Below are 22672 nucleotides of genomic sequence, written 5' to 3' on the forward strand. Positions count from 1 at the left end.
CTATAATTTTGTGTATAAAAATATAAATGCACATCATCCTGATTATGATTGTGTATTTAATTGGTTGTTATTTGACTACTATCAACTTGTTTTAATTTTATGATAGGTGCAAGATGGATTATGTTTGCTCCGTAGTTTTCATCTGTCAATCATTTGATTTAATTATAAACAGGAGAGTTATCTCGTTCAAAAAAAATTCATTGTTTATTGTAAGCGACAAAATTAGAAGAGAGTTACCAGTATGCCCCTCTAAACTAAGAATTGTTGATATAGATAAGAAAACATGTTTATCCTTTTTTATCGACGTGAATAATGAGTTGCCTGGCAAATTTACTCTTGATAAGAATGGCTATATTGCTGAAGAGGAACCTCCATTATCGCTTGTTTTTTCTCTGTTTGAAGGGATTAAAATAGCAGACTCACACTCCCTTTGGTTAAAAGAAAGACTATGTATATCCTTACTTGCCATGTTCAAAAAACGCGAAAGTGTAAATTCATTTATACTAACAAATATAAATACATTTACCTGTAAAATTACTGGAATAATCAGTTTTAATATTGAGCGGCAATGGCATTTAAAAGATATTGCGGAATTGATTTATACGAGTGAAAGTTTAATAAAAAAAAGATTAAGGGATGAAGGAACGTCATTTACTGAAATATTGAGAGATACTAGGATGAGGTATGCAAAAAAACTCATAACTTCAAACTCTTATTCTATCAATGTCGTAGCCCAGAAATGTGGCTATAACAGTACTTCATATTTCATATGTGCATTTAAAGATTATTATGGTGTCACGCCATCTCATTATTTTGAGAAAATAATCGGCGTCACAGATGGAATAAACAAAACAATTGACTGATAATATTTATTACAAGTTGTCTACATGTTAATTATAATATTATACAGCGTGTTTTTTGATGTGATATTCTGGAACCATTAATTTGTAATTGGGTTGCTGTCGCCTATTTTATACACACTATAATTGATGGTTTTCTATGTGATTTAGTTAATAACCTTCTGGGTTTATTTTAAGGGTTAATTGTTACATTGAAATGGCTAGTTATTCCCCGGGGCGATTTTCACCTCGGGGAAATTTTAGTTGGCGTTCTTAAAATGTGTACTTAAGACCAGCAGTAGTGATGAAGTTATAGTTTTCTATGCCTGCTCCATTTTTGCTGTAGTCTGAAGTGTTATTATTGTGATCATAAAGTGAAGTATTACCTTTTTTATTCGTAACCCGATTCCATGCGCCTTCAACATAAACTTTTGCGTTAGGTGTGACGTAATAACCTGCATTGACTGCAACAGAATAGTAATTTTGGTCTTTGACCTTACTGCGATAAGTGATTCTTTTTCCCGGGTCATAGTGTTCATCGTTATCAGATGATTCCACCCAGCCGCTGTATTTAAATGTGCCACCTAGCTCAAAATCTTCATAACGATAACTTCCAGTCAAGCCAATGTAGGGCATTTTAAAACGTTGTTTGTAGCCGATTGCTCTTTCTCCATTCGGGAAGGAGCCGATATCATCTCTGAATCCCTCCTCAGAACTGTAGATATAGGAACCACCTCTGGCTGTAAAGCTATAACGGCTTTCCTGATATCCGGCCATGAGTCCCAGGCGGTAATTGGGTTCGTTGAGGAGCCAGCCTTTGATATTCAGATCAAATTCGTTGGCATAATTGAGTTGTGTATCAGGATGTCTACTTTCATCCGTCCAGGTTCCGGGGTTACTGGAATCCATCCAGTCCTGATCGACCATATTGCCACCTCGGCTGCCGAGTGTTGTCCAACCAGCAGCCCCGATAGATATCTGAGGCATCAAATCCCAATTAATTGCACCTTTAATAATTGCAGCGTTATTGAATTTCCAGTCAAGTTGACTGACTTTTCGGCTTCCTTCTTCGGCTAGATAAACACGCTCTTTTGTTTTTCCGCTCAGAGTTCCAAGACTAATGTCCGCATTTATGTTGTCAGGAGTAAACGATAAAGTCTCGGTAGAAGCAAAAGAGTTGATCGCAATAGGGGTTGTCAGGACTATTCCCAGAAGTTTCGCCCGCATAAAAGTTCTCCATTCAATCGTTTTAATGATTGAATATGTATTTTTTATATCTAACTTAATGAGTCAATTACATATTGCTCCACTGTTTATATTTTGTTTAGTATTGAATGATTATCACAATGCGCTATCTGTTTTTGGTTTAATTATCTGTTATTGTTTCATATTGCGGTTTTACTGTGTGGTTTTTTTATGATTTTGTGGTGCTTTTATCTATTTAAGTGCCATGCCTTTAGAGGCATATAAGCGAAAATAGCATGAGGTTTATCCTCAATTACTATGTTTTTTAGTACAAAAAAGAGGGACAAAACTGAGACACATAAGGCCTCACAAAGGTCTGCAAGGCCTCACATGTATTGAGATGTTAATAAAATGTAGGCTTGTAATTTTGATATAAATGGTAGATAAAACCTTTCCCCAAAATAAAAACGAACGTCAATGAAATCAAACGGTTGAATAAAGTTGATTTTGGCTAATAAAAAGACAATAAAATAATTTTTATCATTAAATATCAATGAATTGAACTTAATGTTTTTATATACTGCTGCGTCACATGGGTTGGACCGAAGCGGCTGACCTGATTGTTAAAGGTATGGAAGGCGCGATTAACGCGAAAACCGTAACCTATGACTTCGAACGTCTGATGGACGGAGCTAAGCTGCTGAAATGTTCAGAGTTTGGTGACGCGATCATCGAAAACATGTAATTTCTGCATGTGTTAAAAACTGTAACGGGCGTATAACACGCCCGTTGTTTTTTGTTAGCTTGCTAAGGGTTATCAAAACCCCCTGATAGTTTGGTGGGGCAGATAGCAGTTCTACTCATTGTAGCGATGCTTTTTTCTCCGGCTGAACCGTGGCTGATGCCATGTAGCTCAAGTACCTGACTGCGTAATACAGCACATCTGCCGTCTGGTTTTCCTCCAGTATTTGTAGCTACTGCGATGAACCCCGAACACGTGGCAGAGAGCGCCCTGAGTTTCCCGATTATCGAGAACTGTTCAAGGGAGCCGCATCAAGAGCACTGTAGCCTTTTTAAATATTTCGTTTTCCATTTCAATTCGTTGTCGCTTTTTCTTTAGCTCACTTTTTCCCGTATCTGTGATAAGTTAAGCGCAATGATAGACTTTTTATGTCTGTGTTAGGATTTTAATACAAACCCGCAGATATACAGTTTTTTGCATCGTTAATTCACAGATAAACCCGAAAAAGATCTTTGCCAGCGGACTGTCGGAGATGAAATGTTCAGCCTTGATTTATGTTCAACAATTTCGGAAAACTGATTTGTTGATAAATATATATGTGGTCTGTAAATACATTGATTGTGAACGTCAATATCTTGTCAGGGTCTCACTACATAGTCGCAATGCATCATTCAGAACCTTATAACTCTCCTGTGTTGCATCTTTTATACCAGCCTCCCTTATTGGTCTTCCTTCTGTTGAATATTCGATCCAGAATGAACCGGAGAAGTTTGACATTTTGTATGTTGCGAATTCTTTTGCATTAATAGGCAGCCTGGTGCCGTTTAGATCCATTATATAACCACTTTCCTGGATGGAGCGGGAAAGACAATTGATTATTTCGTTTGTTGGTATCCTACTGTCTAAGTGAGGATGATCCACAACGGCTCCTGTACAGAGAATACTTAAAAATATTATAAAAACATTTTTTTTCATAGTTAAGATATTTTGTAATGTTTTTGATATGTGGTCTATCGTGGTGATAGATATATCTGTTGAATCCTTTTGTTTCAAAATATGATGAAATTTTTGTTTTGATAATGGTTAAAGCCTTACTTGTTTTTATAAGGTGATATAAATCATCAAAATATACAATGAGATTAATAACTGTAATAGATAAGAAAATATCAATTTTTTGTTTTTTATTAATAATGCGATAATGTAGACTGTATATATGTACTTTTAACGAAGCAAATTTGTTTTTCTGACTCTTTAGCTCAGTGGTGAGTGTGAGCGACCCATAATCGCCAGGTCGCTGGTTCAAATCCAGCAAGCGCCACCAACCATACAGCCATTAGCTCATTGGGGGAGAGAGCGCCAACCTTCGAACTTGGCTGCGCGGGGATATCAACAGGTCACTATTACTCCTTTTGCTTTATTTGAGCAAATTTTGATATTGTGCCGAAATAGTATAAACCTGCCGTTGAGTGGATTTTGTTGTTTCGGATGCAGGAAAATCCGTAATTAACATATTCCGATAACAAATTAATTGTATTTGATAAAATTATGTGTTTTCGAGATTATGGTATTGATGCCATTTTTCTTATTTGTTAAAAAATCACCTGCATGGTGAATCCCCCTGTGCGGAGGGGCATATCAGCAAGGTTGCAAATATCCTTCGGCTTTAGCGGCAATATTGCGGGTTCGGATGCTGATGCCGGACTCACCGGGAGGCACCCGGCACCATGCAAATGATGGAACATTGCGCATACAAAAACCTGCCCTTCATCTCCGGAAGGGCTTTTTTATGGGCAAGTATCATGATTTATATATCGGATATTTTTATTGCCTTTCGATATTAATTACATGGTACAGGACTGTGCAATACCTGAACCCATATGTAATGTGTTGAATTCATAAGATTGCCAGTAGGCGCCCTTTTTATTTTCTGACGTTAGCCTGATTGCTCACTACAATCTGATTTATTCAACAGTCCCTCTTCGGGGGTGATATCGATAATCAGACGGTACAAGAAGCTGAGGACGTTTCCTTTACTAATATGCAGTTGCGCCAGTGCGATGTTGCTGCACTCGATGCAAAATACTCAAAGGAGTTAGCCGATGCGAAAGCAGAATGCTGTGTGGATATATCCACATACTTGTGGAGATCCCGTCGAAAATGAGCGTATCGAGGTTTATGGCTATCTGAAGGGTAAACGCAGTCAGATGCTCTATGAGCAATTTAGAGATCTCAAGTTCAAATACAGGAACAGGGAATTTTGATGTGGAAGTTATTATTTAGATACGGTGGGTAAGAACACAGCAAGAATACAAGAATATATAAAGCACCAGCTCGAAGAAGATAAAATTGGCGAACAATTATTGAACCCATATCCAGGCAGCTTATTTGCGGGTCGTAAGTAACGAAGTTGAATGCAAATGTTAGATCATATGCACCAGTTAGGGCGCGGCTGGAAACAGAGCCTTATAGGTGCATCTGAAAAACCTCCGGCATAGCCGGAGGATATTTATAATTAGAGATTAGCAACGTTATGATATACTTTTTGGACATCATCGTCATCTTCAAGGGCATCAACAAGCCCTTCAAAGATTTCTAAATCTTCTGGTGAAAGTTCTACTTCTGATTGAGCAATCAATTCTAATTCTGTTGTTGAAAACTCAGTAATTCCAGCGGCTTTTAGAGCTGCAATTCCTTTGTGAAGATCTGTAGGTTCAGTATAAATAACGATGCTTCCTTCTTCTTCAGTCACATCACGAACATCTACTTCAGCATCAAGCAAAATTTCAAAAATATGGTCAGGATTTGTTCCTTTAAATACAATCACACCAGTATTGTCAAACATATAGCTGACAGAACCTGCTGCTCCAATATTCCCGCCTTTTTTATTGAAAATTGTGCGAATATTAGCAATTGTACGATTAACATTTGAAGTCAACGTTTCAGCGATAATCATTGAACCATTTGGTCCAAAGCCTTCATAACGCCCTTGTACGAACGTTTCATCTCCGCCACCTTTGGCTTTATCAATGGCTTTATCAATAACGTGTTTTGGAACTTGTGCCTGCTTCGCACGTTCAATAACGAATTTTAAAGATGTGTTTAATTCTGGGTCTGGTTCACCTTGTTTAGCGGCAGCATAGATTTCCACACCGAATTTTGCATATACTTTAGACGTTGCACCGTCTTTAGCCGTTTTTTTAGCAACAATATTGGCCCATTTACGTCCCACTGGAATGATCTCCTCGAAATTTATTTACATTACTGACAAGTTGATAACCTGTGTTTATTCGCCATATTATAACATAACACGAAAAAACTCGTCTATGAAAAATAAAATATGATAATGCTACAGACGTGCTTTAATTTTATCAATGGTCTTAATTATTGATGGGGTGTTATATGATTTATTTTGGTTTTTTCTGTATTTATTATTAATGGATTAACCGCGACAGTAATGTCGCGGCATAGTTAGTTTCGCTACCTGGATATATTGTTGAGGATGGCGATCGTATGGAGCTAATTAAACTTGAAAAAGTTTTTAAATTGGAGGTAGTCCATATTTAGCTCGAGCGCGATTACATGCCTCATTAATTTCTCCATGCTCGCCTGACATGGCGAATTCTCTACATGTGGAAGAGCGGTTTTTATATATTGTGCAGCAGGCGTTTTTTCCAGGCGTTCCTGCCAGGGCAATACAGCGTGGGTTCTTCTGGTTAGTTCCGCGCATACATCGGTGGTAAGGGGATATCTGCTCAGTAAGATGAGCCGGTATGGTTCCGCCTGCATCATCAGCTTCGGCCCAGTAAAAAGAGACGCGGAAAAATGCACAACAGGCACCACACGCCATGCATGGATTCAGATTGCTCATAATTCACCAGTACTTCTATATAAATATCACAACAAAACCGCAGACACGTCGTATAAAGGCGCGTGCCTGCGGCAGGCTGGCGAACTTTCTATAGTGCGAGTATTGAATGATTACCAGCCGTTATCAATTTTACATATCTATTTAGATATGACCAGACAAGTTGAATACAAACAGGAAGAGTTAATCTTTACAATTTGTAACATTGAGTTAGTGAAAAGAAAATGCCTTACGTAACCAGAATTCGCATTATATGTTTTCTATAGCCTGACTTGCTAAATAAGAATATATCGCTCTCTTTCTTATTCTAACTGGTTATAGATGTTATCAGAAAAAGTTATTTCTCTGGTTTTTAAGAGTATAAAAAATCCACGTTTGACTTGTACAACTTATATTACTGCTATCGATTCTTCACATTCATTCCAGTGATATTGCTGTATGTAATGGATCTGATTTTGGATGCCGCTATTGATGGATACCGTTTGTTATGAGCAGGTGTCGTGTGCTGTTGAAGAAAAAGCTGGGTCGCGTAGAGTAACAATTTACACGGCCTTACCTCGGTATAACCTTTACTGTCCCCATCGACGTTGTACCAGTTCAGCATATCCTTACTCATTGATACAGTTAAGTATTAAAGGATGAGTACACAGAGAACGTTGCCTACCCAATATTCTTGTTCTGGTTTGTTGCTCAATACGTCTTCTCTGCCTTAGGGTCAGTCAATTAACACTCACTTGAGATCTTTATCCAACATTGAAGGTATTACGGCATAGTGGGGTAAAATTTCATCAAGAACGTGGATATTTCTGATTCTCTCTACCATGCTCTCTGTAGACGCCAGATTGAGCGAATGAACAGAGAATAATGGTCCTGGGACACGCGAATGCGCAATACACTTATCCCCATCCTCGTTGCGGTGTGCCTGTTTATTACTGGCGTCTCTATTTTGAATATTCAGCTCTGGTATTCCGCAAAAGCAGAGAGCCTGGCGGGGGCGAAGTACGCCGCCAACAACATTAATCATATTCTTGAGGAAGCGTCACAGGCGACTCAAACGGCGATGGAAATTGCAGGGAAAAGGTGCGATCTGGATGAACAATATCAGCTAGGTACAGAGGCCGCGCTGAAACCCCATCTGCGGACGATCATCATTCTCAAACAAGGTGCTGTCTGGTGTACATCGCTGCCGGGTAATCGGGTACTGCTATCCCGTATTCCTGAGATACCAGACAGTAATTTGCTGTTGGCTCCGGCGCTCGACACTGTAAATAGATTACCCATTCTGCTCTATCAGATTCAGTTCGCTGATACGCGTATCCTGGTGACTATTAGCGACCAGCATATCCGTGGGGCGCTCCATGTGCCGTTGAAGGGGGTGAAATATAGTTTGCGCGTGGGGGATAATATTATTGGGCCGTCGGGAGATGTGACAACTCTCAATGGCAGACATCAACTTTCTGGACGGGTTAACTCCACTGAATATCATTTCAGTATTATCTATAACCAGCCGCCGCTATTTAGCTTTACCAGAATGATCGACAAAGGCTTGGGTATTTTGATATTCAGCCTTTTAATATCCTGTTCCGCTGCCTTTTTACTTGATAAATATTTCAATAAGACAGACACACCTGAACAGATTCTGCGTAGGGCGATAAGCAATGGTGAGATTGTGCCTTTTTACCAACCGGTAGTTAATGGTCGGGAAGGGACGTTACGCGGCGTAGAAGTTCTTGCCCGATGGAAACATCCTCGTGGAGGATATATTTCACCTGTAGCATTTATTCCACTTGCTGAAAAATCAGGGTTGATAGTTCCGCTCACCCAAAGTTTGATGAGTCAGGTCGCCACACAAATGAACGCGATCGCCAGTAAACTGCCGGAAGGATTTCATGTTGGGATCAATTTTAGCGCCTCGCATATTATTTCGCCGACATTTGTTGAAGAATGTCTGAAATACCGCGACAGCTTCACTCGCCATGATTTGAATCTCGTTCTTGAAGTTACTGAGCGTGAAGCGTTACATGTTGATGAAAATTTGGTTCAGCGATTGAACATTCTGCATGAAAATGGTTTTGTTATCGCGCTGGATGATTTTGGTACGGGCTACTCAGGGCTTTCTTATCTCCATGATCTGCACATCGATTATATTAAGATTGATCACAGTTTCGTCGGTCGGGTCAATGCAGATCCTGATTCCACCAGAATTCTGGACTGTGTGCTGGATCTGGCGCGCAAACTTTCTATCAGTATTGTCGCCGAAGGCGTCGAGACGAAGGAGCAGCTCGACTATTTGAACCAGAATAATATTACGTTCCAGCAAGGGTACTATTTCTATAAACCGGTGACGTATATTGAACTCGTCAAAATTATTCTCTCAAAACCGAAGGTGAAAGTGGTTGTTGAGTGAATATTGCACTAATTGATATAGCATGATGATATTTGGCTGAAAATTGATCAGCAAGGCGATGAAATGGTGCAATTGTAGACAGGTAATTAGCTCGTTGCTTCTTGTTACTATTGTTCATTATTTTGTTTGCTATAATTGTCTGAAGATTTTGTCAGGATCACCGTAAGTAGCATGAACAAAAGTAATAGCCTGGATTATTTCACTTTGTATATCATCTTTTCCATTGCGTTTATGCTGATCTCCATCCTGATTATCCTGATCGCCAAACCCAGCATCTGGCTAGGAGAAGTGCTTGTTACCATAAATTTAATCAATGCACTGGTTTGGCTGGTAATCAATTTGCTTAACCGGTTAAGAGGGAAGCTGGTAAGCCAAAGGGATCAGCATTAACCCTTCTTTTAAATACGTTTTGACAATTTGGGCTGACAGGATATTTGATCAGAAATGCTTATAAATCCAATCAGTAGATGATTAATCTTTGAAACTGGAAAAACTGGTCAGGTTTAGTTTTGGGAAAATTACTCTGCGGTGAGGCGGGGGTATACGGATATGATTGCAGTAAAATAGTTTTTGATACAGTGAAAACTGACGGAATAAACTAAAGCCAAATACTAACACTTCATTTTTGTTTATAAGCACATCCATCCGCTAAAAATATACCGCGTCGAATAAATCGACGCGGTACTACATTAACTATTATTTTTTGCCGATGGCACGCATGGTGTCATCAATTGCGGTAATTAACAGCATTTGCGGATCTTTAGCACAAACCTGATTCAGTTTTTCTACCACTTTGGCACTCAGTTCTGGAGATTGCTCAATTTTTAAATCACGGCTAGTAACGCTGGCATTACCCATTACAGCGACGATATCTGCAACCTGTGCGCTGTCAGTTTTTGCCATTTCGTTGGCTTCTGCGCAAGTAATGTAGGTTTCTGCCGGCAGGCCGTTCTTAATATTATAATCCTGCGCCCAGGTCATTGGTGCGAAAACAAACAGTCCAGCCAGTAAAGCAAATTTTTTCATCATCATACCTTATTTCATTTTACCCAGAATGGCACCACCTGTACCACCAATCACAGCACCTTTAATCGCGCCTTCCAGACCATTGCCGGTCAGGACGCCAGTGACTGCGCCAACGGCCGCACCTACTTTTGCGCCTTTACGGGCATTTTTACCATCGCGACCTTTTTCAGTGACTGCGCCAACACCTGCACCTACAGCAGCGCCTTTCAGTACGCCATTTACACCATTGCCAGTCAGTAAGCCTACGCCTGCGCCTAACAATGCGCCTTTAGTGGTGCGATTCATATCCGCCATGGCTGGCGTGGAGCAGAGTAATATTGAGATGAGCCCGAAGGCGAGTGTTTTTTTCTTCAACTTAGATGTCCGGTATTAAGTAAGTTGCACACACAATAATTTCGTCTTCAATTAAGAGCAGCTTAACTAAAGAACGCTCGATATTATTCAGATCATTCAAAATGAGCGCGGTTTGTATAATAAGAGTTATGTTTTTCGCTTGAATGGGAATAATCTTAAATAATAATTAACTCATTGATTTTGAATATTTTATTCAAGAAATGTCATCAAGTGTTAACATTGCATTGCAAAGGTAAGGCAATCTGAAATATCAATGTTATTGTGTAATTTATATGTGAACAATATTTATCAGAAAACGTAATGTCAGTGATTTTATTCTGGTGGCGATAATGTGAATTAGTTGCGACTTAATTTGACGCTGGAGCTTGAATGGGGAGTGTTACCGTTTATACAAAACAGGAGGTAATTCCCATTTCCTGTACTAACAACGCAGCAACCAAATGAGCGAACTCAACGGAGGGAAGGGGGCTGTGCCTGGACGCCGATGACAACATTACTTAATAGCGAACCGGGGAAGAGAAAAATTTAACCAGGGTGTAATCTGACAGATACCTGTATAAATAACCGGTAACTGTCAGATCGGACCTGAGCTAATACAGCTTATTTCAGCTCTTCTGCTTCCGGCAGGGTCACGTTCAACTCAAGAATGGAAATATCACCATCTTTTTGCTCAAGCTGTACGGTCACCATCTCGGGATCGATTTGTACGTATTTACAAATGACCTCAAGAATATCTTTACGCAACTGGGGCAGATAGTGTGGTTCTGCATCGCTGCGACGGCGTTCAGCAACAATAATTTGCAACCGCTCTTTTGCAATGTTGGCCGTGTTTTTCTTCCGTGAGAGAAAGAAATCGAGTAATGCCATAACTTATCCTCCGAACAAGCGTTTGAGGAAGCCTTTCTTCTCTTCTTCAATGAAGCGGAAAGGACGTTCTTCTCCCAACAGACGTTCTACGGTATCAGCGTAGGCTTTACCCGCATCGGCGTTGATATCGAGAATAACCGGTTCTCCCTGGTTAGAGGCGCGCAATACTGATTGATCCTCTGGGATCACGCCGACGAGCTTGATGCGCAGGATCTCCAGCACGTCTTCCATGCTCAACATGTCTCCTTTGTGCACGCGACCAGGGTTATAGCGCGTTAACAGCAGGTGCTCTTTTATGGGTTCTTCGCCGTTTTCTGCGCGACGTGATTTCGACGCCAGAATACCTAAAATACGGTCAGAGTCACGAACTGAGGAAACTTCCGGGTTGGTGGTAATAATGGCCTCATCAGCGAAATAAAGAGCCATTAATGCACCGGTTTCAATACCCGCCGGTGAGTCACAAACGATAAACTCAAAGTCCATCGCTTTCAGGTCATCAAGAACTTTGGCCACCCCTTCGCGGGTGAGGGCATCTTTATCGCGAGTTTGCGAAGCTGGGAGAATATAGAGGTTATCAGTACGCTTATCCTTAATTAACGCCTGATTTAGCGTTGCATCGCCCTGAATGACGTTGACGAAATCGTAAACGACCCGGCGCTCGCAACCCATAATCAGGTCGAGATTACGCAAGCCGATATCAAAATCGATCACGACAGTTTTCTTTCCCTTCTGGGCCAAACCAGTGGCGATGGCCGCGCTGGAGGTTGTCTTTCCAACGCCCCCTTTCCCCGAAGTAACAACAATAATGCGTGCCATAAAAATTCCTTGTTAAAAAGGGATCAATTTAACGATTGAACGGTCAAAGCGTTTTCGACTAATTGCAGTCGTGCCGCTTTGCCATAAAATTCTGCTGGGATTTTATCACTCAGCCAGTATTCACCGGCGATAGAGACCAGTTCTGCCATCAGACTCGTACAAAATATTTGTGCTTCCCGGTCACCACTTGCCCCGGCTAGCGCACGACCGCGCATCATGCCATAGACATGAATGTTACCATCTGCGATCAATTCTGCCCCTGCACTAACATGGCTTGTAACAATCAGATCACATTGTGGCGCATAAATGCGCTGACCGGAACGTACAGGGGTATCTATTAAGCGCGTTTTTGTGTCCGGTGTTGTATTTTTCGCAGGAACCTGGGGAGCCGGTGCTGGACGTGGCGCTTTTTCCTTTCCTTCAGTCAGGATTGGCAACCCCATCTTTTCGATTTCAGCTTTCAGCTTCGCATTTTTGCAGCCACTGACACCAATGATCCGCAAGCCTGTTGCTGAGATAGCTTTGTGCATTGCTGGCCAGTTGACCTGTTCTTCGAGGCCACTGACATTGAGTACGATGGGAGCATGATTTAAAAATGCCGGAGCCTGAGCGATTTTGTCTTCCAGCGCCTGATGAATAACCTTAGGTTCTGCCTCATGCAGATGAACCACAGATAAGGTGAAGCTGCTACCTTTAAGCTCGATTGGCGTGTTTGACATCCTGGCCTTACTCAATTAGCTAATTACCATCATCATCAGCGTGCGATGATATTACGAAGACTATAAGGCATGTTATAGTCTGGATTATATTGAGGCAAGTCACCCCCCCATTTATTCAGAGTAAAATTATGTTTTGTGTGATCTATCGAAGTAGTAAACGTGACCAGACCTATTTATATGTTGAAAAAAAAGACGACTTTTCACGTGTTCCAGAGGAGCTGATGAAAGGTTTTGGTCAACCGCAACTTGCGATGATTCTTCCATTGGACGGGAGAAAAAAACTGGTAAATGCCGATATTGAGAAAGTTAAACAGGCCTTAGCTGAGCATGGCTATTATCTTCAATTGCCACCTCCTCCTGAGGATTTGCTGAAGCAACATCTTTCTGTGATGGCGAAAAATACAGACAGCACTAAAAAATAACCAATATCCGGCGGTGGCATCATATTTGTCGGAGCGGGTTTTAAGATCCACGATGAAGTGAGAGGAACGTTATGTATCAACATCACAACTGGCAAGGTGCACTGCTGGATTATCCGGTGAGTAAAGTAGTTTGTGTTGGCAGTAATTATGCCAGACATATTAAAGAGATGGGGAGTGAAGTACCTGAAGAGCCCGTGTTGTTCATTAAACCTGAAACGGCACTGTGCGATCTGCGCCAGCCATTGGCTATTCCCTCAGATTTCGGCGCGGTTCATCATGAAGTAGAACTGGCTGTGTTGATTGGCGCGACGCTACGTCAGGCTACGGAAGAGCATGTGCGCAAAGCCATTGCAGGTTACGGCGTGGCGCTCGATCTGACATTACGTGATATTCAGGCAAAAATGAAGAAAGCCGGGCAGCCGTGGGAAAAGGCCAAAGCGTTTGATAACTCTTGTCCTCTTTCCGGGTTTATTCCTGCCGCAGAGTTCACTGGCGATCCGCAAAATACATTGCTGGGTCTGAGCGTTAACGGCGAACAACGCCAACAAGGTACGACTGCGGACATGATCCATAAAATCGTTCCGCTGATTGCTTATATGAGCAAGTTTTTTACCCTCAAGGCCGGTGACGTTGTGTTAACAGGCACGCCTGATGGTGTCGGCCCGCTATACAGTGGCGATGAACTGACTGTTACTTTTGATGGTCATTCTTTGACAACTCGCGTTTTGTAATACTTTTTTGCCGCCTGAATGAGGCGGCAAAACTTGCATCGCTGTGCCAGACTGGTTATAAGGTGCGTTTTAACGTAATGGCGGAACACCTGATGAGCGATATACCTTTCTGGCAAAGTAAAACCCTTGATGAAATGAGCGATGCAGAATGGGAGTCGTTGTGTGATGGTTGTGGTCAGTGCTGCCTGCATAAACTGATGGATGAAGACACCGACGAAATCTACTTCACTAACGTCGCTTGCCGTCAGCTTAATATTAAAACCTGTCAATGTCGGAACTACGAACGCCGCTTCGAGTTTGAACCTGACTGCATCAAATTAACCCGCGAAAACCTGCCAACATTCGAATGGCTACCGATGACCTGTGCATATCGATTGCTGGCGGAAGGGAAGGCATTGCCAGAGTGGCATCCGCTGATGACTGGTTCGAAAGCGGCAATGCACGGTGAGCGAATCTCTGTACGTCATATTGCGGTGAAAGAATCAGAAGTGATCGACTGGCAGGATCATATACTCAATAAACCGGACTGGGCGCAGTGAGCATTTGAAACAGAAGGGATTACTTTCTCGTTTTGAACGGGGCACTGTTGGTGCATCAGAACTGAAATTTACATTCAGAATTGCCAGGGGATTGTCATTATTATCTGCCCCCAACGCGAACAGAAAAATGCCCCTCTGTGCAGTAATGAAGATTGGATTTACTCCTGCACTTAATGCCCTGCGAGCAAATGTGCTGCAATTCATACGCTGTACGAACTTATACTGATACTCCTATTTCTCGGTGCTACATTCCTGTATTTATTGCCAGTTTCCAGAGACTGCTTATCTGCTCACTCACGTTTTTTCGAGAGAACGATAATATTTTTCGTGGGGAAATAACTGCAAAGGAGAATTCTTAATATCGTCGTTTAATTTGTCGAATGCGGACATGGATTTTATGCAGACCATATAAACATTCTCTGGTCGCTTGTTCTTAACAGAATGTTTTTTGCTGATACTCGCAATGTGGTGACCTGGTCGATGAAACTGGCACTGTATAGTGCCAGTCGCAACTTAGTTGGCTTGCTTTTTCATCATACTGATAATAAACAACAGCGCCGCACACAGCACCACCGACGGGCCTGCTGGCGTATCGTAAAACGCGGAAAAGGTTAAACCACCAGTTACGGCAATCATCCCCACCAAAACAGCGACACCAGCCATCTGCTCCGGCGTGCGGGCAAAACGACGTGCAGTAGCCGCAGGAATAATCAGCAGCGAGGTAATAATCAACGCGCCGACAAATTTCATTGCCACGCCAATCGTCAATGCCGTCACCAGCATCAACAATAATTTTACGCGCTGTAATTTCACGCCATCGACAAACGCCAGATCCGGGCTAATCGTCATCGACAGTAAATTGCGCCATTGCCAGAACAGAATTGCCACCACGATGACCACGCCAATCGCAATGGAGATAAGATCTTCCGGCGTCACTGCCAGCAAATCACCAAACAGGTATGCCATCAAGTCAACGCGAATGTTAGACATCAGGCTGACGACGACCAGACCCAGCGACAAAGCACTGTGCGCCATAATTCCCAATAATGTATCGATCGCCAGTTGTGGGCGCTTTTCCAGCCATACCAGACCGCCCGCCAGCAGCAGCGTAACCGCAATCACTGCATAGAAAGGATTCACATCCAGTAGCAGGCCAAACGCGACGCCAAGTAAAGATGCATGTGCCAGCGTGTCGCCGAAATAAGACATACGGCGCCAGACAACAAACGAACCCAGCGGACCTGCGGCACAGGCCAGCATGATCCCAGCTAACCAACCAGGAAATAATAATTCAATCATGAGCGATCATTTCCCCGACGCAGAATAATCCGCCCCTGTAAATCATGGCGGTGATTATGATGATGGCGATAGATACCCAGTTGCCCAGCACCGCGAGGTCCAAACATCGAAATAAATTCTGGATGCAGGGAAACGACTTCCGGTGTGCCGGAACAACAGATGTGGTGATTGAGGCAAAGTACTTCATCGGTTTTTGCCATCACCAGATGCAGATCGTGAGAAACCATTAATACGCCACAATCCAGTTCGCGGCGCAGTTGATCAATCAGGTCGTACAACGCAACCTGACCATTTACATCCACGCCTTGAGTGGGTTCATCCAGCACTAATAATTGCGGTTGATTTAACAACGCGCGCGCCAGCAGTACACGCTGCGTTTCGCCGCCAGAGAGCTTTTGCATTGGCGCGTCAATCAGATGCCCGGCCTGAACGCGTTTCAGTGCGGGCAGAATATCTTCTTTATATGTACCGGGGCGTAAGCGTAAAAAACGGTTTACGGTCAGTGGCAACGTGGTGTCGAGATAGAGCTTTTGCGGCACGTAGCCGATACGCAGTTTTCCGTGGCGCTTGATAACACCTTCATCTGGTGTTAACAGCCCGAGCACAACCCGCACCAGCGTCGACTTACCTGCGCCGTTCGGCCCAAGTAAGGTCAAAATTTTTCCAGGTTTAAGTTCCAGCGACACATCAGAGAGGACGCGGCGTTGGCCAAAAGAAACCGAGACATTTTCCAGGGAAACCAGACTTGTCATGTTAATTTTAGTCTTGCAGTAGTCATGAAATGTTATAATATCACACTTCTTGTATTCATTACGATGATTGGTCGCATTATGTTACATAAAAAAACGCTTCTTTTCGCAGCATTATCCGTCGCTCTCTGGGGTGGTGCAACACAGGCGGCAGATGCCGCCGTTGTTGCTTCGCTTAAACCTGTTGGATTCATCGCTTCCGCCATTGCTGATGGGGTAACAGAGACTGAAGTATTACTGCCTGATGGTGCTTCAGAACACGATTATTCACTGCGTCCATCGGATGTAAAACGCTTACAGAACGCGGACTTAGTCGTCTGGGTTGGCCCGGAGATGGAAGCGTTTATGCAAAAGCCGGTGAGCAAATTACCTGAGGCGAAACAGGTAACGATTGCGCAGCTTGAGAATGTAAAACCGATGCTGATGAAAAGTATTCACGGCGATGATGATGATCATAACCACGCGGAAAAAAGTGACGAAGATCACCATCACGGCGATTTCAACATGCATCTTTGGCTCTCCCCAGAGATAGCGCGGGCTACAGCGGTTGCAATCCATGGAAAATTAGTGGAACTTATGCCGCAAAGTCGAGCCAAACTTGACGCCAACCTGAAGGATTTTGAGGCACAATTAGTTGCAACCGATAAACAGGTTGGTAATGAGCTCGCGCCGCTCAAGGGAAAAGGTTATTTCGTTTTTCATGATGCTTACGGCTACTTCGAAAAACAATTCGGACTGACACCGCTTGGTCATTTTACCGTTAACCCAGAGATTCAACCGGGCGCGCAGCGTTTACATGAAATAAGAACACAGTTGGTTGAGCAAAAAGCAACCTGCGTTTTTGCTGAACCACAGTTCAGGCCAGCGGTCGTTGAAAGCGTCGCACGAGGGACATCCGTTCGTATGGGAACGTTGGATCCCCTTGGGACGAATATCAAACTGGGTAAAACAAGCTATTCAGAATTTCTGAATCAATTAGCCAACCAGTACGCGAGCTGCCTGAAAGGAGATTAATGAGGAAGTGATTACGTGCAACAGATAGCCCGCTCTGTCGCCCTGGCGTTTAATAATTTACCGCGACCACACCGCGTTATGTTGGGGTCGCTCACCGTTCTTACTCTGGCCGTCGCTGTCTGGCGGCCCTATGTTTACCACCGCGACGCCACGCCAATTGTTAAAACCATTGAGCTGGAACAAAACGAAATCCGTTCACTCTTACCTGAAGCCAGTGAACCGATTGATCAAGCCGCACAAGAAGATGAAGCCATTCCGCAAGATGAACTGGACGACAAGATCGCCGGAGAAGCGGGTGTGCATGAATATGTTGTTTCCACAGGCGATACGCTAAGTAGCATCCTCAATCAATATGGTATTGATATGGGTGATATCACCCAACTGGCTGCTGCGGATAAAGATCTGCGTAACCTGAAAATTGGTCAACAACTCACCTGGACATTAACCGCAGAGGGCAATTTACAACGTCTGACCTGGGAGGTTTCTCGTCGGGAAACGCGTACCTATGACCGCACTGCAGCAAACGGTTTTAAAATGACCAGCGAAATGCAGCAAGGGGAGTGGGTTAATAATCTACTGAAAGGCACTGTAGGGTCGAGCTTTGTTGCCAGCGCCAGAAGTGCTGGTTTAACCAGTGCTGAAGTGAGCGCAGTGATTAAAGCGTTACAGTGGCAGATGGACTTTCGGAAGGTTAAAAAAGGCGATGAATTTGCGGTATTAATGTCACGTGAAATGCTTGATGGCAAACGTGAGCAAAGCCAGTTACTGGGCGTACGTTTGCGTTCTGAAGGTAAAGATTACTACGCTATCCGTGCCGAAGATGGCAAGTTCTATGATCGTAACGGTACTGGTCTGGCGAAAGGATTCTTGCGATTCCCGACGGCGAAGCAGTTCCGTATCTCGTCTAACTTTAACCCGCGTCGTCTGAACCCGGTCACAGGTCGCGTTGCGCCGCACAGAGGGGTTGATTTCGCGATGCCACAGGGTACGCCGGTACTTTCGGTGGGTGACGGTGAAGTGGTTGTAGCCAAACGCAGTGGCGCCGCAGGTTATTATGTTGCGATCCGTCATGGCCGCACCTATACCACGCGTTATATGCACCTGCGCAAGATTCTGGTGAAACCGGGGCAGAAGGTAAAACGAGGCGATCGTATCGCGCTTTCCGGTAACACCGGGCGTTCAACCGGGCCGCATTTGCACTATGAAGTATGGATCAACCAGCAGGCCGTAAACCCGCTGACGGCGAAACTGCCGCGTACCGAAGGGCTGACTGGCTCCGATCGCAGTGAGTTCCTGGCGCAGGCCAAAGAGATTGTGCCGCAGCTACAGTTTGATTAATTAACACCCATTCGCAGCCGGTACGCAGTCAGTACCGGCTTTTTTATTTGGTGCGGGGCAAGTTGCGCCGCTACACTATCAGCAGATTGATATTTGCCTTATCCGAAACTGGAAAAGCATGGAAACGAAAAAAAATAATAGTGAATACATTCCTGAGTTTGATAAATCCTTTCGCCATCCGCGTTACTGGGGAGCCTGGTTGGGTGTGGCGGCGATGGCCGGCATTGCCTTAACGCCTCCGAAATTCCGCGATCCCATTCTGGCGCGGCTGGGACGTTTTGCCGGACGATTGGGTAAAAGCTCACGTCGTCGTGCGTTAATCAATCTGTCTCTTTGCTTTCCAGAACGTAGCGAAGCTGAACGCGAAGCGATTGTGGATGAGATGTTTGCCACAGCACCGCAGGCGATGGCGATGATGGCAGAACTGGCGATACGCGGGCCGGAAAAAATTCAGCCGCGCGTAGACTGGCAGGGACTGGAAATTATCGAAGAGATGCGGCGTAACGACGAGAAAGTGATCTTTCTGGTGCCGCACGGCTGGGCGGTAGATATCCCCGCTATGCTGATGGCCTCGCAAGGGCAGAAAATGGCGGCGATGTTCCATAATCAGGGCAACCCGGTTTTTGATTATGTCTGGAACACCGTGCGTCGTCGTTTTGGTGGTCGTCTACATGCGAGGAATGACGGCATAAAACCGTTCATCCAGTCGGTTCGTCAGGGGTACTGGGGCTATTATTTGCCCGATCAGGATCATGGCCCGGAGCACAGTGAATTTGTTGATTTCTTTGCAACTTATAAAGCGACGCTGCCCGCGATTGGTCGTCTGATGAAAGTGTGTCGTGCGCGTGTCGTACCGTTGTTTCCGATTTATGACGGCAAGACGCATCGTTTGACGATTCAGGTGCGCCCGCCGATGGATGACTTGTCAGAGGCAGATGACCATACCATTGCGCGGCGGATGAATGAAGAAGTCGAGATTTTTGTTGGTCCGCGACCAGAGCAATACACCTGGATTTTAAAATTGCTCAAGACTCGCAAACCGGGCGAAATTCAGCCTTATAAACGCAAAGATCTTTATCCCATCAAATAGAAAAAGCCTCTCACAAAGAGAGGCTTTCGTCTGATGATAAATTCAAGTTTGCTTCAGAAGATTTGAAATCTGTCGAATTATCATTGAATTGCAGGCCGGATAAGGCGTTTTCACCGCATCCGGCAACGTACTTACTCTACGGTTAAAATACGCGTGGTGTTGGTAGAACCCACGGTACTCATCACATCGCCCTGGGTGACAATTACCAGGTCACCAGACATCAGGTAGCCTTTATCGCGCAGCAGATTTACCGCTTCGTTGGCTGCAACCACGCCATCATTCGCGCTGTCAAAATAGACCGGCGTTACACCACGATAAAGCGCAGTCAGGTTCAGGGTACGCTCATGGCGAGACATTGCGAAAATCGGCAGTCCGGAGCTGATACGGGAAGTCATCAGCGCGGTACGACCTGACTCGGTCATGGTGATGATAGCGGTAACACCTTTCAGGTGGTTAGCCGCATACATCGCGGACATGGCGATAGCTTCTTCCACATTGTCGAACTGAACGTCCAGACGATGTTTAGACACGTTGATGCTTGGGATTTTTTCCGCACCCAGGCAAACACGCGCCATGGCTGCAACGGTTTCTGACGGATACTGACCCGCAGCGGTTTCTGCAGACAACATTACTGCGTCAGTACCATCCAGCACGGCGTTTGCCACGTCCATAACTTCTGCACGAGTCGGCATTGGGTTGGTAATCATTGACTCCATCATCTGGGTCGCAGTGATTACCGCACGGTTCAGCTGACGCGCGCGACGAATCAATGCTTTCTGAATGCCGACCAGTTCAGGATCGCCAATTTCTACGCCGAGGTCACCACGTGCAACCATCACCACGTCAGAGGCGAGAATAATGTCGTCCATCGCATCCTGGCTGCAAACGGCTTCTGCGCGTTCAACCTTGGCGACAATTTTCGCATCACAACCAGCGTCGCGCGCCAGACGGCGTGCATAGTTCAGGTCTTCGCCGCAGCGTGGGAAGGAGACCGCCAGGTAATCCACGCCAATCAGCGCCGCAGTCTGGATATCTGCTTTATCTTTCTCGGTCAGGGCTTCAGCCGACAGGCCGCCGCCGAGTTTGTTGATCCCTTTATTGTTGGAGAGCGGGCCGCCGACGGTCACTTCGGTGAACACTTTCATGCCCTGAACTTCCAGCACTTTTAACTGAACGCGACCGTCGTCCAGCAGCAAGATGTCGCCAGGCACGACGTCAGCAGGCAATCCTTTATAGTCGATGCCGACTTTTTCTTTATCGCCTTCACCTTTCCCCAGGTTGGCGTCCAGCAGGAATTTATCCCCAATATTGAGGAATACCTTACCTTCTTTAAAGGTAGATACACGAATCTTTGGCCCCTGAAGGTCACCCAGAATAGCCACATGACGCCCCAGTTTTGCGGCAATTTCACGAACTTTATCCGCGCGCATTTTGTGATCTTCAGGCGAGCCATGAGAAAAGTTCATACGTACAACGTTCGCGCCGGCAGCGATAACTTTTTCAAGGTTATTATCGCGATCAGTAGCAGGGCCTAACGTGGTAACGATTTTGGTTCTGCGAAGCCTTCTGGACATGTAATACTCCGTTGACTGAAACAACAAGGTGTTGCTTGAACATGAAATCCGAATGAAATAAAGCCATTGTGGCGATAAATTAATCTCATTCGGATGTCGTATAAGATTAGAACAATGGCAATCGTTTTAACGATCGTCACTTAAATTAAGTAACTGCTTATCAAAACGCGATTCCTTAAGAGCTTCCTTGACCCGCTTCAAGTTATCTCTGAATTTTGCGCCGCGTCGCAAAGTAAATCCTGTTGCCAGCACATCTATCACGGTCAACTGGGCAAGTCGAGAGACCATGGGCATATAAATGTCAGTATCTTCCGGTACGTCGAGGGTAATTGCCAGCGTCGCTTCTTGGGCGAGTGGTGTACCAGCAGAGGTGAGGGCGATCACCATTGCGTCGTTTTCCCGCGCCAGTTGCGCCAGTTCAACCAGATTTTTGGTTCTGCCGGTATGGGAAATCAACACAACGACGTCTCCATCGCTACAGTTCATACAACTCATTCGCTGCAGTACGATATCGTCCGAGTAGATCACCGGAACATTGAAGCGAAAAAACTTATTCATTGCATCGTGGGCAACAGCGGCAGAAGAACCTAACCCGAAAAAGGCAATTTTTTTCGCCTGGGTGAGGAGATCAACAGCGCGATTGACGGCGGACTTATCCAGCGAGTGGCGGACGTGATCGAGAGTAGCCATTGCCGACTCAAATATTTTCCCTGTGTATGATTCAACGCTGTCATCTTCACTGACGTTGCGATTAACATAGGGTGTGCCATTAGCCAGACTTTGCGCCAGATGCAGTTTAAAATCAGGAAAACCGCGTGTGTCCATGCTGCGACAGAAACGATTGACCGTCGGTTCGCTAACATTGGCTTCCAGTGCCAGAGCAGCAATACTCGAATGGATCGCGTTGTCGGGCGAGACAAGAATGACCTCGGCAACTTTGCGTTCTGATTTGCTCAGATGTTCCAGTTTAGACTGGATTTTTTCCAGCATATTCATGATGTAAAGAGACTCACGGGTAATGACGATTTCCGCACGGAAAGAAATCGAAATGCAGTTTTGTCAGATATTACGCCTGTGCGCTGTGTTAATGACAAAA

23 protein-coding genes, 1 tRNA gene and 3 pseudogenes are annotated in these 22672 nt (G+C 44.4%); 12 read left to right on the forward strand and 15 right to left on the reverse strand.

Annotation, left to right across the window (positions count from 1 at the left end; all coding sequences use genetic code 11):
* Positions 1-113: 113 nt before the first annotated feature.
* Entirely contained in the window at positions 114-863 is a 750-nt protein-coding gene (gene appY / locus A7Z06_RS07900; protein WP_000386784.1) for a DNA-binding transcriptional activator AppY, read from the forward strand.
* A gap of 249 nt (positions 864-1112) precedes the next feature.
* On the opposite strand, the gene ompT is transcribed toward appY, so the two are convergent.
* Positions 1113-2066 (reverse strand): omptin family outer membrane protease OmpT, encoded by a 954-nt coding sequence (ompT, locus tag A7Z06_RS07905; protein WP_001201818.1) that lies wholly within the window; start codon positions 2064-2066, stop codon positions 1113-1115.
* Positions 2067-2601: 535 nt separating this feature from the next.
* On the opposite strand from ompT, the pseudogene A7Z06_RS07910 reads away from it, so the two are divergent.
* Positions 2602-2769: pseudogene (locus A7Z06_RS07910) on the forward strand (isocitrate/isopropylmalate family dehydrogenase); the annotation flags it as partial.
* Between the two features lie 113 nt (positions 2770-2882).
* Here A7Z06_RS07910 and A7Z06_RS07915 read toward each other — a convergent pair.
* Together A7Z06_RS07915 and A7Z06_RS07920 are read right to left on the reverse strand one after the other, a co-directional pair.
* Positions 2883-3147: pseudogene (locus A7Z06_RS07915) on the reverse strand (IS3 family transposase); the annotation flags it as partial.
* Positions 3148-3393: 246 nt separating this feature from the next.
* Entirely contained in the window at positions 3394-3687 is a 294-nt protein-coding gene (locus A7Z06_RS07920; RefSeq protein ID WP_024165126.1) for a hypothetical protein, read from the reverse strand.
* A 324-nt stretch (positions 3688-4011) separates the two neighbouring features.
* Between A7Z06_RS07920 and A7Z06_RS07925 the strand changes: the two genes are divergently transcribed.
* Positions 4012-4087: transfer RNA gene (locus A7Z06_RS07925), tRNA-Met, on the forward strand.
* Between the two features lie 711 nt (positions 4088-4798).
* Positions 4799-5168 (forward strand): annotated as a pseudogene (tnpA, locus tag A7Z06_RS07940) (IS200/IS605 family transposase); the annotation flags it as partial.
* Positions 5169-5278: 110 nt separating this feature from the next.
* Here the strand turns inward: tnpA and A7Z06_RS07945 are convergent.
* Positions 5279-5995, reverse strand: a complete 717-nt coding sequence (locus A7Z06_RS07945; RefSeq protein WP_000532931.1) for a YebC/PmpR family DNA-binding transcriptional regulator — start codon at positions 5993-5995, stop codon at positions 5279-5281.
* Positions 5996-6304: 309 nt separating this feature from the next.
* Positions 6305-6634 (reverse strand): YkgJ family cysteine cluster protein, encoded by a 330-nt coding sequence (locus A7Z06_RS07950; protein WP_010345776.1) that lies wholly within the window; start codon positions 6632-6634, stop codon positions 6305-6307.
* Between the two features lie 880 nt (positions 6635-7514).
* Between A7Z06_RS07950 and A7Z06_RS07955 the strand changes: the two genes are divergently transcribed.
* Together A7Z06_RS07955 and ymgF are read left to right on the forward strand one after the other, a co-directional pair.
* A complete protein-coding gene (locus A7Z06_RS07955; protein WP_001246515.1) occupies positions 7515-9038 on the forward strand; it encodes an EAL domain-containing protein in 1524 nt (507 codons plus the stop codon).
* A 171-nt stretch (positions 9039-9209) separates the two neighbouring features.
* Positions 9210-9428 carry a cell division-associated protein YmgF gene (gene ymgF / locus A7Z06_RS07960; protein WP_001043536.1) on the forward strand — a complete coding sequence of 73 codons (219 nt, stop codon included), beginning with the start codon at positions 9210-9212 and terminating at the stop codon, positions 9426-9428.
* 306 nt (positions 9429-9734) lie between these two features.
* Here the strand turns inward: ymgF and A7Z06_RS07965 are convergent, their stop codons facing one another.
* The 6 genes from A7Z06_RS07965 to minC all read right to left on the reverse strand — a co-directional run bounded on the left by A7Z06_RS07965 (position 9735) and on the right by minC (position 12820).
* Positions 9735-10070 (reverse strand): YmgD family protein, encoded by a 336-nt coding sequence (locus A7Z06_RS07965; RefSeq protein ID WP_000979974.1) that lies wholly within the window; start codon positions 10068-10070, stop codon positions 9735-9737.
* Positions 10071-10073: 3 nt separating this feature from the next.
* Positions 10074-10418 carry a YMGG-like glycine zipper-containing protein gene (locus tag A7Z06_RS07970; protein WP_000730702.1) on the reverse strand — a complete coding sequence of 115 codons (345 nt, stop codon included), beginning with the start codon at positions 10416-10418 and terminating at the stop codon, positions 10074-10076.
* 1 nt (position 10419) lies between these two features.
* A complete protein-coding gene (locus tag A7Z06_RS22415) occupies positions 10420-10572 on the reverse strand; it encodes a hypothetical protein (protein WP_370906317.1) in 153 nt (50 codons plus the stop codon).
* A 446-nt stretch (positions 10573-11018) separates the two neighbouring features.
* A complete protein-coding gene (gene minE / locus A7Z06_RS07975; protein ID WP_001185665.1) occupies positions 11019-11285 on the reverse strand; it encodes a cell division topological specificity factor MinE in 267 nt (88 codons plus the stop codon).
* A 3-nt stretch (positions 11286-11288) separates the two neighbouring features.
* A complete protein-coding gene (gene minD / locus A7Z06_RS07980) occupies positions 11289-12101 on the reverse strand; it encodes a septum site-determining protein MinD (RefSeq protein WP_000101043.1) in 813 nt (270 codons plus the stop codon).
* Between the two features lie 23 nt (positions 12102-12124).
* Entirely contained in the window at positions 12125-12820 is a 696-nt protein-coding gene (gene minC, locus A7Z06_RS07985; RefSeq protein ID WP_010345785.1) for a septum site-determining protein MinC, read from the reverse strand.
* A 128-nt stretch (positions 12821-12948) separates the two neighbouring features.
* Between minC and A7Z06_RS07990 the strand changes: the two genes are divergently transcribed.
* The 3 genes from A7Z06_RS07990 (at position 12949) to A7Z06_RS08000 (ending at position 14512) form a co-directional block, all read left to right on the forward strand.
* Positions 12949-13242 carry a YcgL domain-containing protein gene (locus A7Z06_RS07990; RefSeq protein WP_001516252.1) on the forward strand — a complete coding sequence of 98 codons (294 nt, stop codon included), beginning with the start codon at positions 12949-12951 and terminating at the stop codon, positions 13240-13242.
* Between the two features lie 71 nt (positions 13243-13313).
* Positions 13314-13973 (forward strand): fumarylacetoacetate hydrolase family protein, encoded by a 660-nt coding sequence (locus A7Z06_RS07995; protein ID WP_000284292.1) that lies wholly within the window; start codon positions 13314-13316, stop codon positions 13971-13973.
* 92 nt (positions 13974-14065) lie between these two features.
* Positions 14066-14512: a YcgN family cysteine cluster protein gene (locus tag A7Z06_RS08000; RefSeq protein ID WP_024165127.1), complete on the forward strand. Its 447-nt coding sequence runs from the start codon at positions 14066-14068 to the stop codon at positions 14510-14512.
* Between the two features lie 513 nt (positions 14513-15025).
* On the opposite strand, the gene znuB is transcribed toward A7Z06_RS08000, so the two are convergent.
* Positions 15026-15811: a zinc ABC transporter permease subunit ZnuB gene (gene znuB / locus A7Z06_RS08005; RefSeq protein ID WP_000571472.1), complete on the reverse strand. Its 786-nt coding sequence runs from the start codon at positions 15809-15811 to the stop codon at positions 15026-15028.
* On the reverse strand, positions 15808-16563 hold the full coding sequence (znuC, locus tag A7Z06_RS08010; RefSeq protein ID WP_105279390.1) for a zinc ABC transporter ATP-binding protein ZnuC: 756 nt from the start codon (positions 16561-16563) through the stop codon (positions 15808-15810). The genes znuB and znuC overlap by 4 nt, the downstream gene beginning before the upstream one ends.
* Before the next feature lie 78 nt (positions 16564-16641).
* Between znuC and znuA the strand changes: the two genes are divergently transcribed.
* From znuA to lpxM, 3 genes are all read left to right on the forward strand, one after another.
* Positions 16642-17574 (forward strand): zinc ABC transporter substrate-binding protein ZnuA, encoded by a 933-nt coding sequence (gene znuA / locus A7Z06_RS08015; protein WP_024165128.1) that lies wholly within the window; start codon positions 16642-16644, stop codon positions 17572-17574.
* A 15-nt stretch (positions 17575-17589) separates the two neighbouring features.
* On the forward strand, positions 17590-18912 hold the full coding sequence (gene mepM / locus A7Z06_RS08020; RefSeq protein ID WP_001184036.1) for a murein DD-endopeptidase MepM: 1323 nt from the start codon (positions 17590-17592) through the stop codon (positions 18910-18912).
* Between the two features lie 118 nt (positions 18913-19030).
* Positions 19031-20002 carry a lauroyl-Kdo(2)-lipid IV(A) myristoyltransferase gene (gene lpxM, locus A7Z06_RS08025; RefSeq protein ID WP_010357026.1) on the forward strand — a complete coding sequence of 324 codons (972 nt, stop codon included), beginning with the start codon at positions 19031-19033 and terminating at the stop codon, positions 20000-20002.
* A 131-nt stretch (positions 20003-20133) separates the two neighbouring features.
* Here the strand turns inward: lpxM and pyk are convergent, their stop codons facing one another.
* Positions 20134-21576, reverse strand: a complete 1443-nt coding sequence (gene pyk / locus A7Z06_RS08030) for a pyruvate kinase (protein ID WP_000091159.1) — start codon at positions 21574-21576, stop codon at positions 20134-20136.
* A gap of 126 nt (positions 21577-21702) precedes the next feature.
* Complete coding sequence (gene hexR, locus A7Z06_RS08035) at positions 21703-22572, reverse strand: DNA-binding transcriptional regulator HexR (protein ID WP_001056684.1); 870 nt, start codon at positions 22570-22572, stop codon at positions 21703-21705.
* Between the last annotated feature and the right edge of the window lie 100 nt (positions 22573-22672).

Origin of the sequence: Escherichia sp. MOD1-EC6819 (genome assembly GCF_002965765.1) — a bacterium.
In the GTDB taxonomy this organism is placed as follows: Bacteria; Pseudomonadota; Gammaproteobacteria; order Enterobacterales; family Enterobacteriaceae; genus Escherichia; species Escherichia ruysiae.

What these genes read in the sequence shown, in the direction of transcription:
- appY (WP_000386784.1), top strand. Translation starts at nt 114, where the DNA reads ATGGATTATGTTTGCTCCGTAGTTTTCATCTGTCAATCATTTGATTTA.
- ompT (WP_001201818.1), bottom strand. Translation starts at nt 2,066, where the DNA reads ATGCGGGCGAAACTTCTGGGAATAGTCCTGACAACCCCTATTGCGATC.
- A7Z06_RS07950 (WP_010345776.1), bottom strand. Translation starts at nt 6,634, where the DNA reads ATGAGCAATCTGAATCCATGCATGGCGTGTGGTGCCTGTTGTGCATTT.
- A7Z06_RS07955 (WP_001246515.1), top strand. Translation starts at nt 7,515, where the DNA reads ATGCGCAATACACTTATCCCCATCCTCGTTGCGGTGTGCCTGTTTATT.
- ymgF (WP_001043536.1), top strand. Translation starts at nt 9,210, where the DNA reads ATGAACAAAAGTAATAGCCTGGATTATTTCACTTTGTATATCATCTTT.
- A7Z06_RS07965 (WP_000979974.1), bottom strand. Translation starts at nt 10,070, where the DNA reads ATGATGATGAAAAAATTTGCTTTACTGGCTGGACTGTTTGTTTTCGCA.
- minE (WP_001185665.1), bottom strand. Translation starts at nt 11,285, where the DNA reads ATGGCATTACTCGATTTCTTTCTCTCACGGAAGAAAAACACGGCCAAC.
- minD (WP_000101043.1), bottom strand. Translation starts at nt 12,101, where the DNA reads ATGGCACGCATTATTGTTGTTACTTCGGGGAAAGGGGGCGTTGGAAAG.
- minC (WP_010345785.1), bottom strand. Translation starts at nt 12,820, where the DNA reads ATGTCAAACACGCCAATCGAGCTTAAAGGTAGCAGCTTCACCTTATCT.
- A7Z06_RS07990 (WP_001516252.1), top strand. Translation starts at nt 12,949, where the DNA reads ATGTTTTGTGTGATCTATCGAAGTAGTAAACGTGACCAGACCTATTTA.
- A7Z06_RS07995 (WP_000284292.1), top strand. Translation starts at nt 13,314, where the DNA reads ATGTATCAACATCACAACTGGCAAGGTGCACTGCTGGATTATCCGGTG.
- A7Z06_RS08000 (WP_024165127.1), top strand. Translation starts at nt 14,066, where the DNA reads ATGAGCGATATACCTTTCTGGCAAAGTAAAACCCTTGATGAAATGAGC.
- znuB (WP_000571472.1), bottom strand. Translation starts at nt 15,811, where the DNA reads ATGATTGAATTATTATTTCCTGGTTGGTTAGCTGGGATCATGCTGGCC.
- znuC (WP_105279390.1), bottom strand. Translation starts at nt 16,563, where the DNA reads ATGACAAGTCTGGTTTCCCTGGAAAATGTCTCGGTTTCTTTTGGCCAA.
- znuA (WP_024165128.1), top strand. Translation starts at nt 16,642, where the DNA reads ATGTTACATAAAAAAACGCTTCTTTTCGCAGCATTATCCGTCGCTCTC.
- lpxM (WP_010357026.1), top strand. Translation starts at nt 19,031, where the DNA reads ATGGAAACGAAAAAAAATAATAGTGAATACATTCCTGAGTTTGATAAA.
- pyk (WP_000091159.1), bottom strand. Translation starts at nt 21,576, where the DNA reads ATGTCCAGAAGGCTTCGCAGAACCAAAATCGTTACCACGTTAGGCCCT.
- hexR (WP_001056684.1), bottom strand. Translation starts at nt 22,572, where the DNA reads ATGAATATGCTGGAAAAAATCCAGTCTAAACTGGAACATCTGAGCAAA.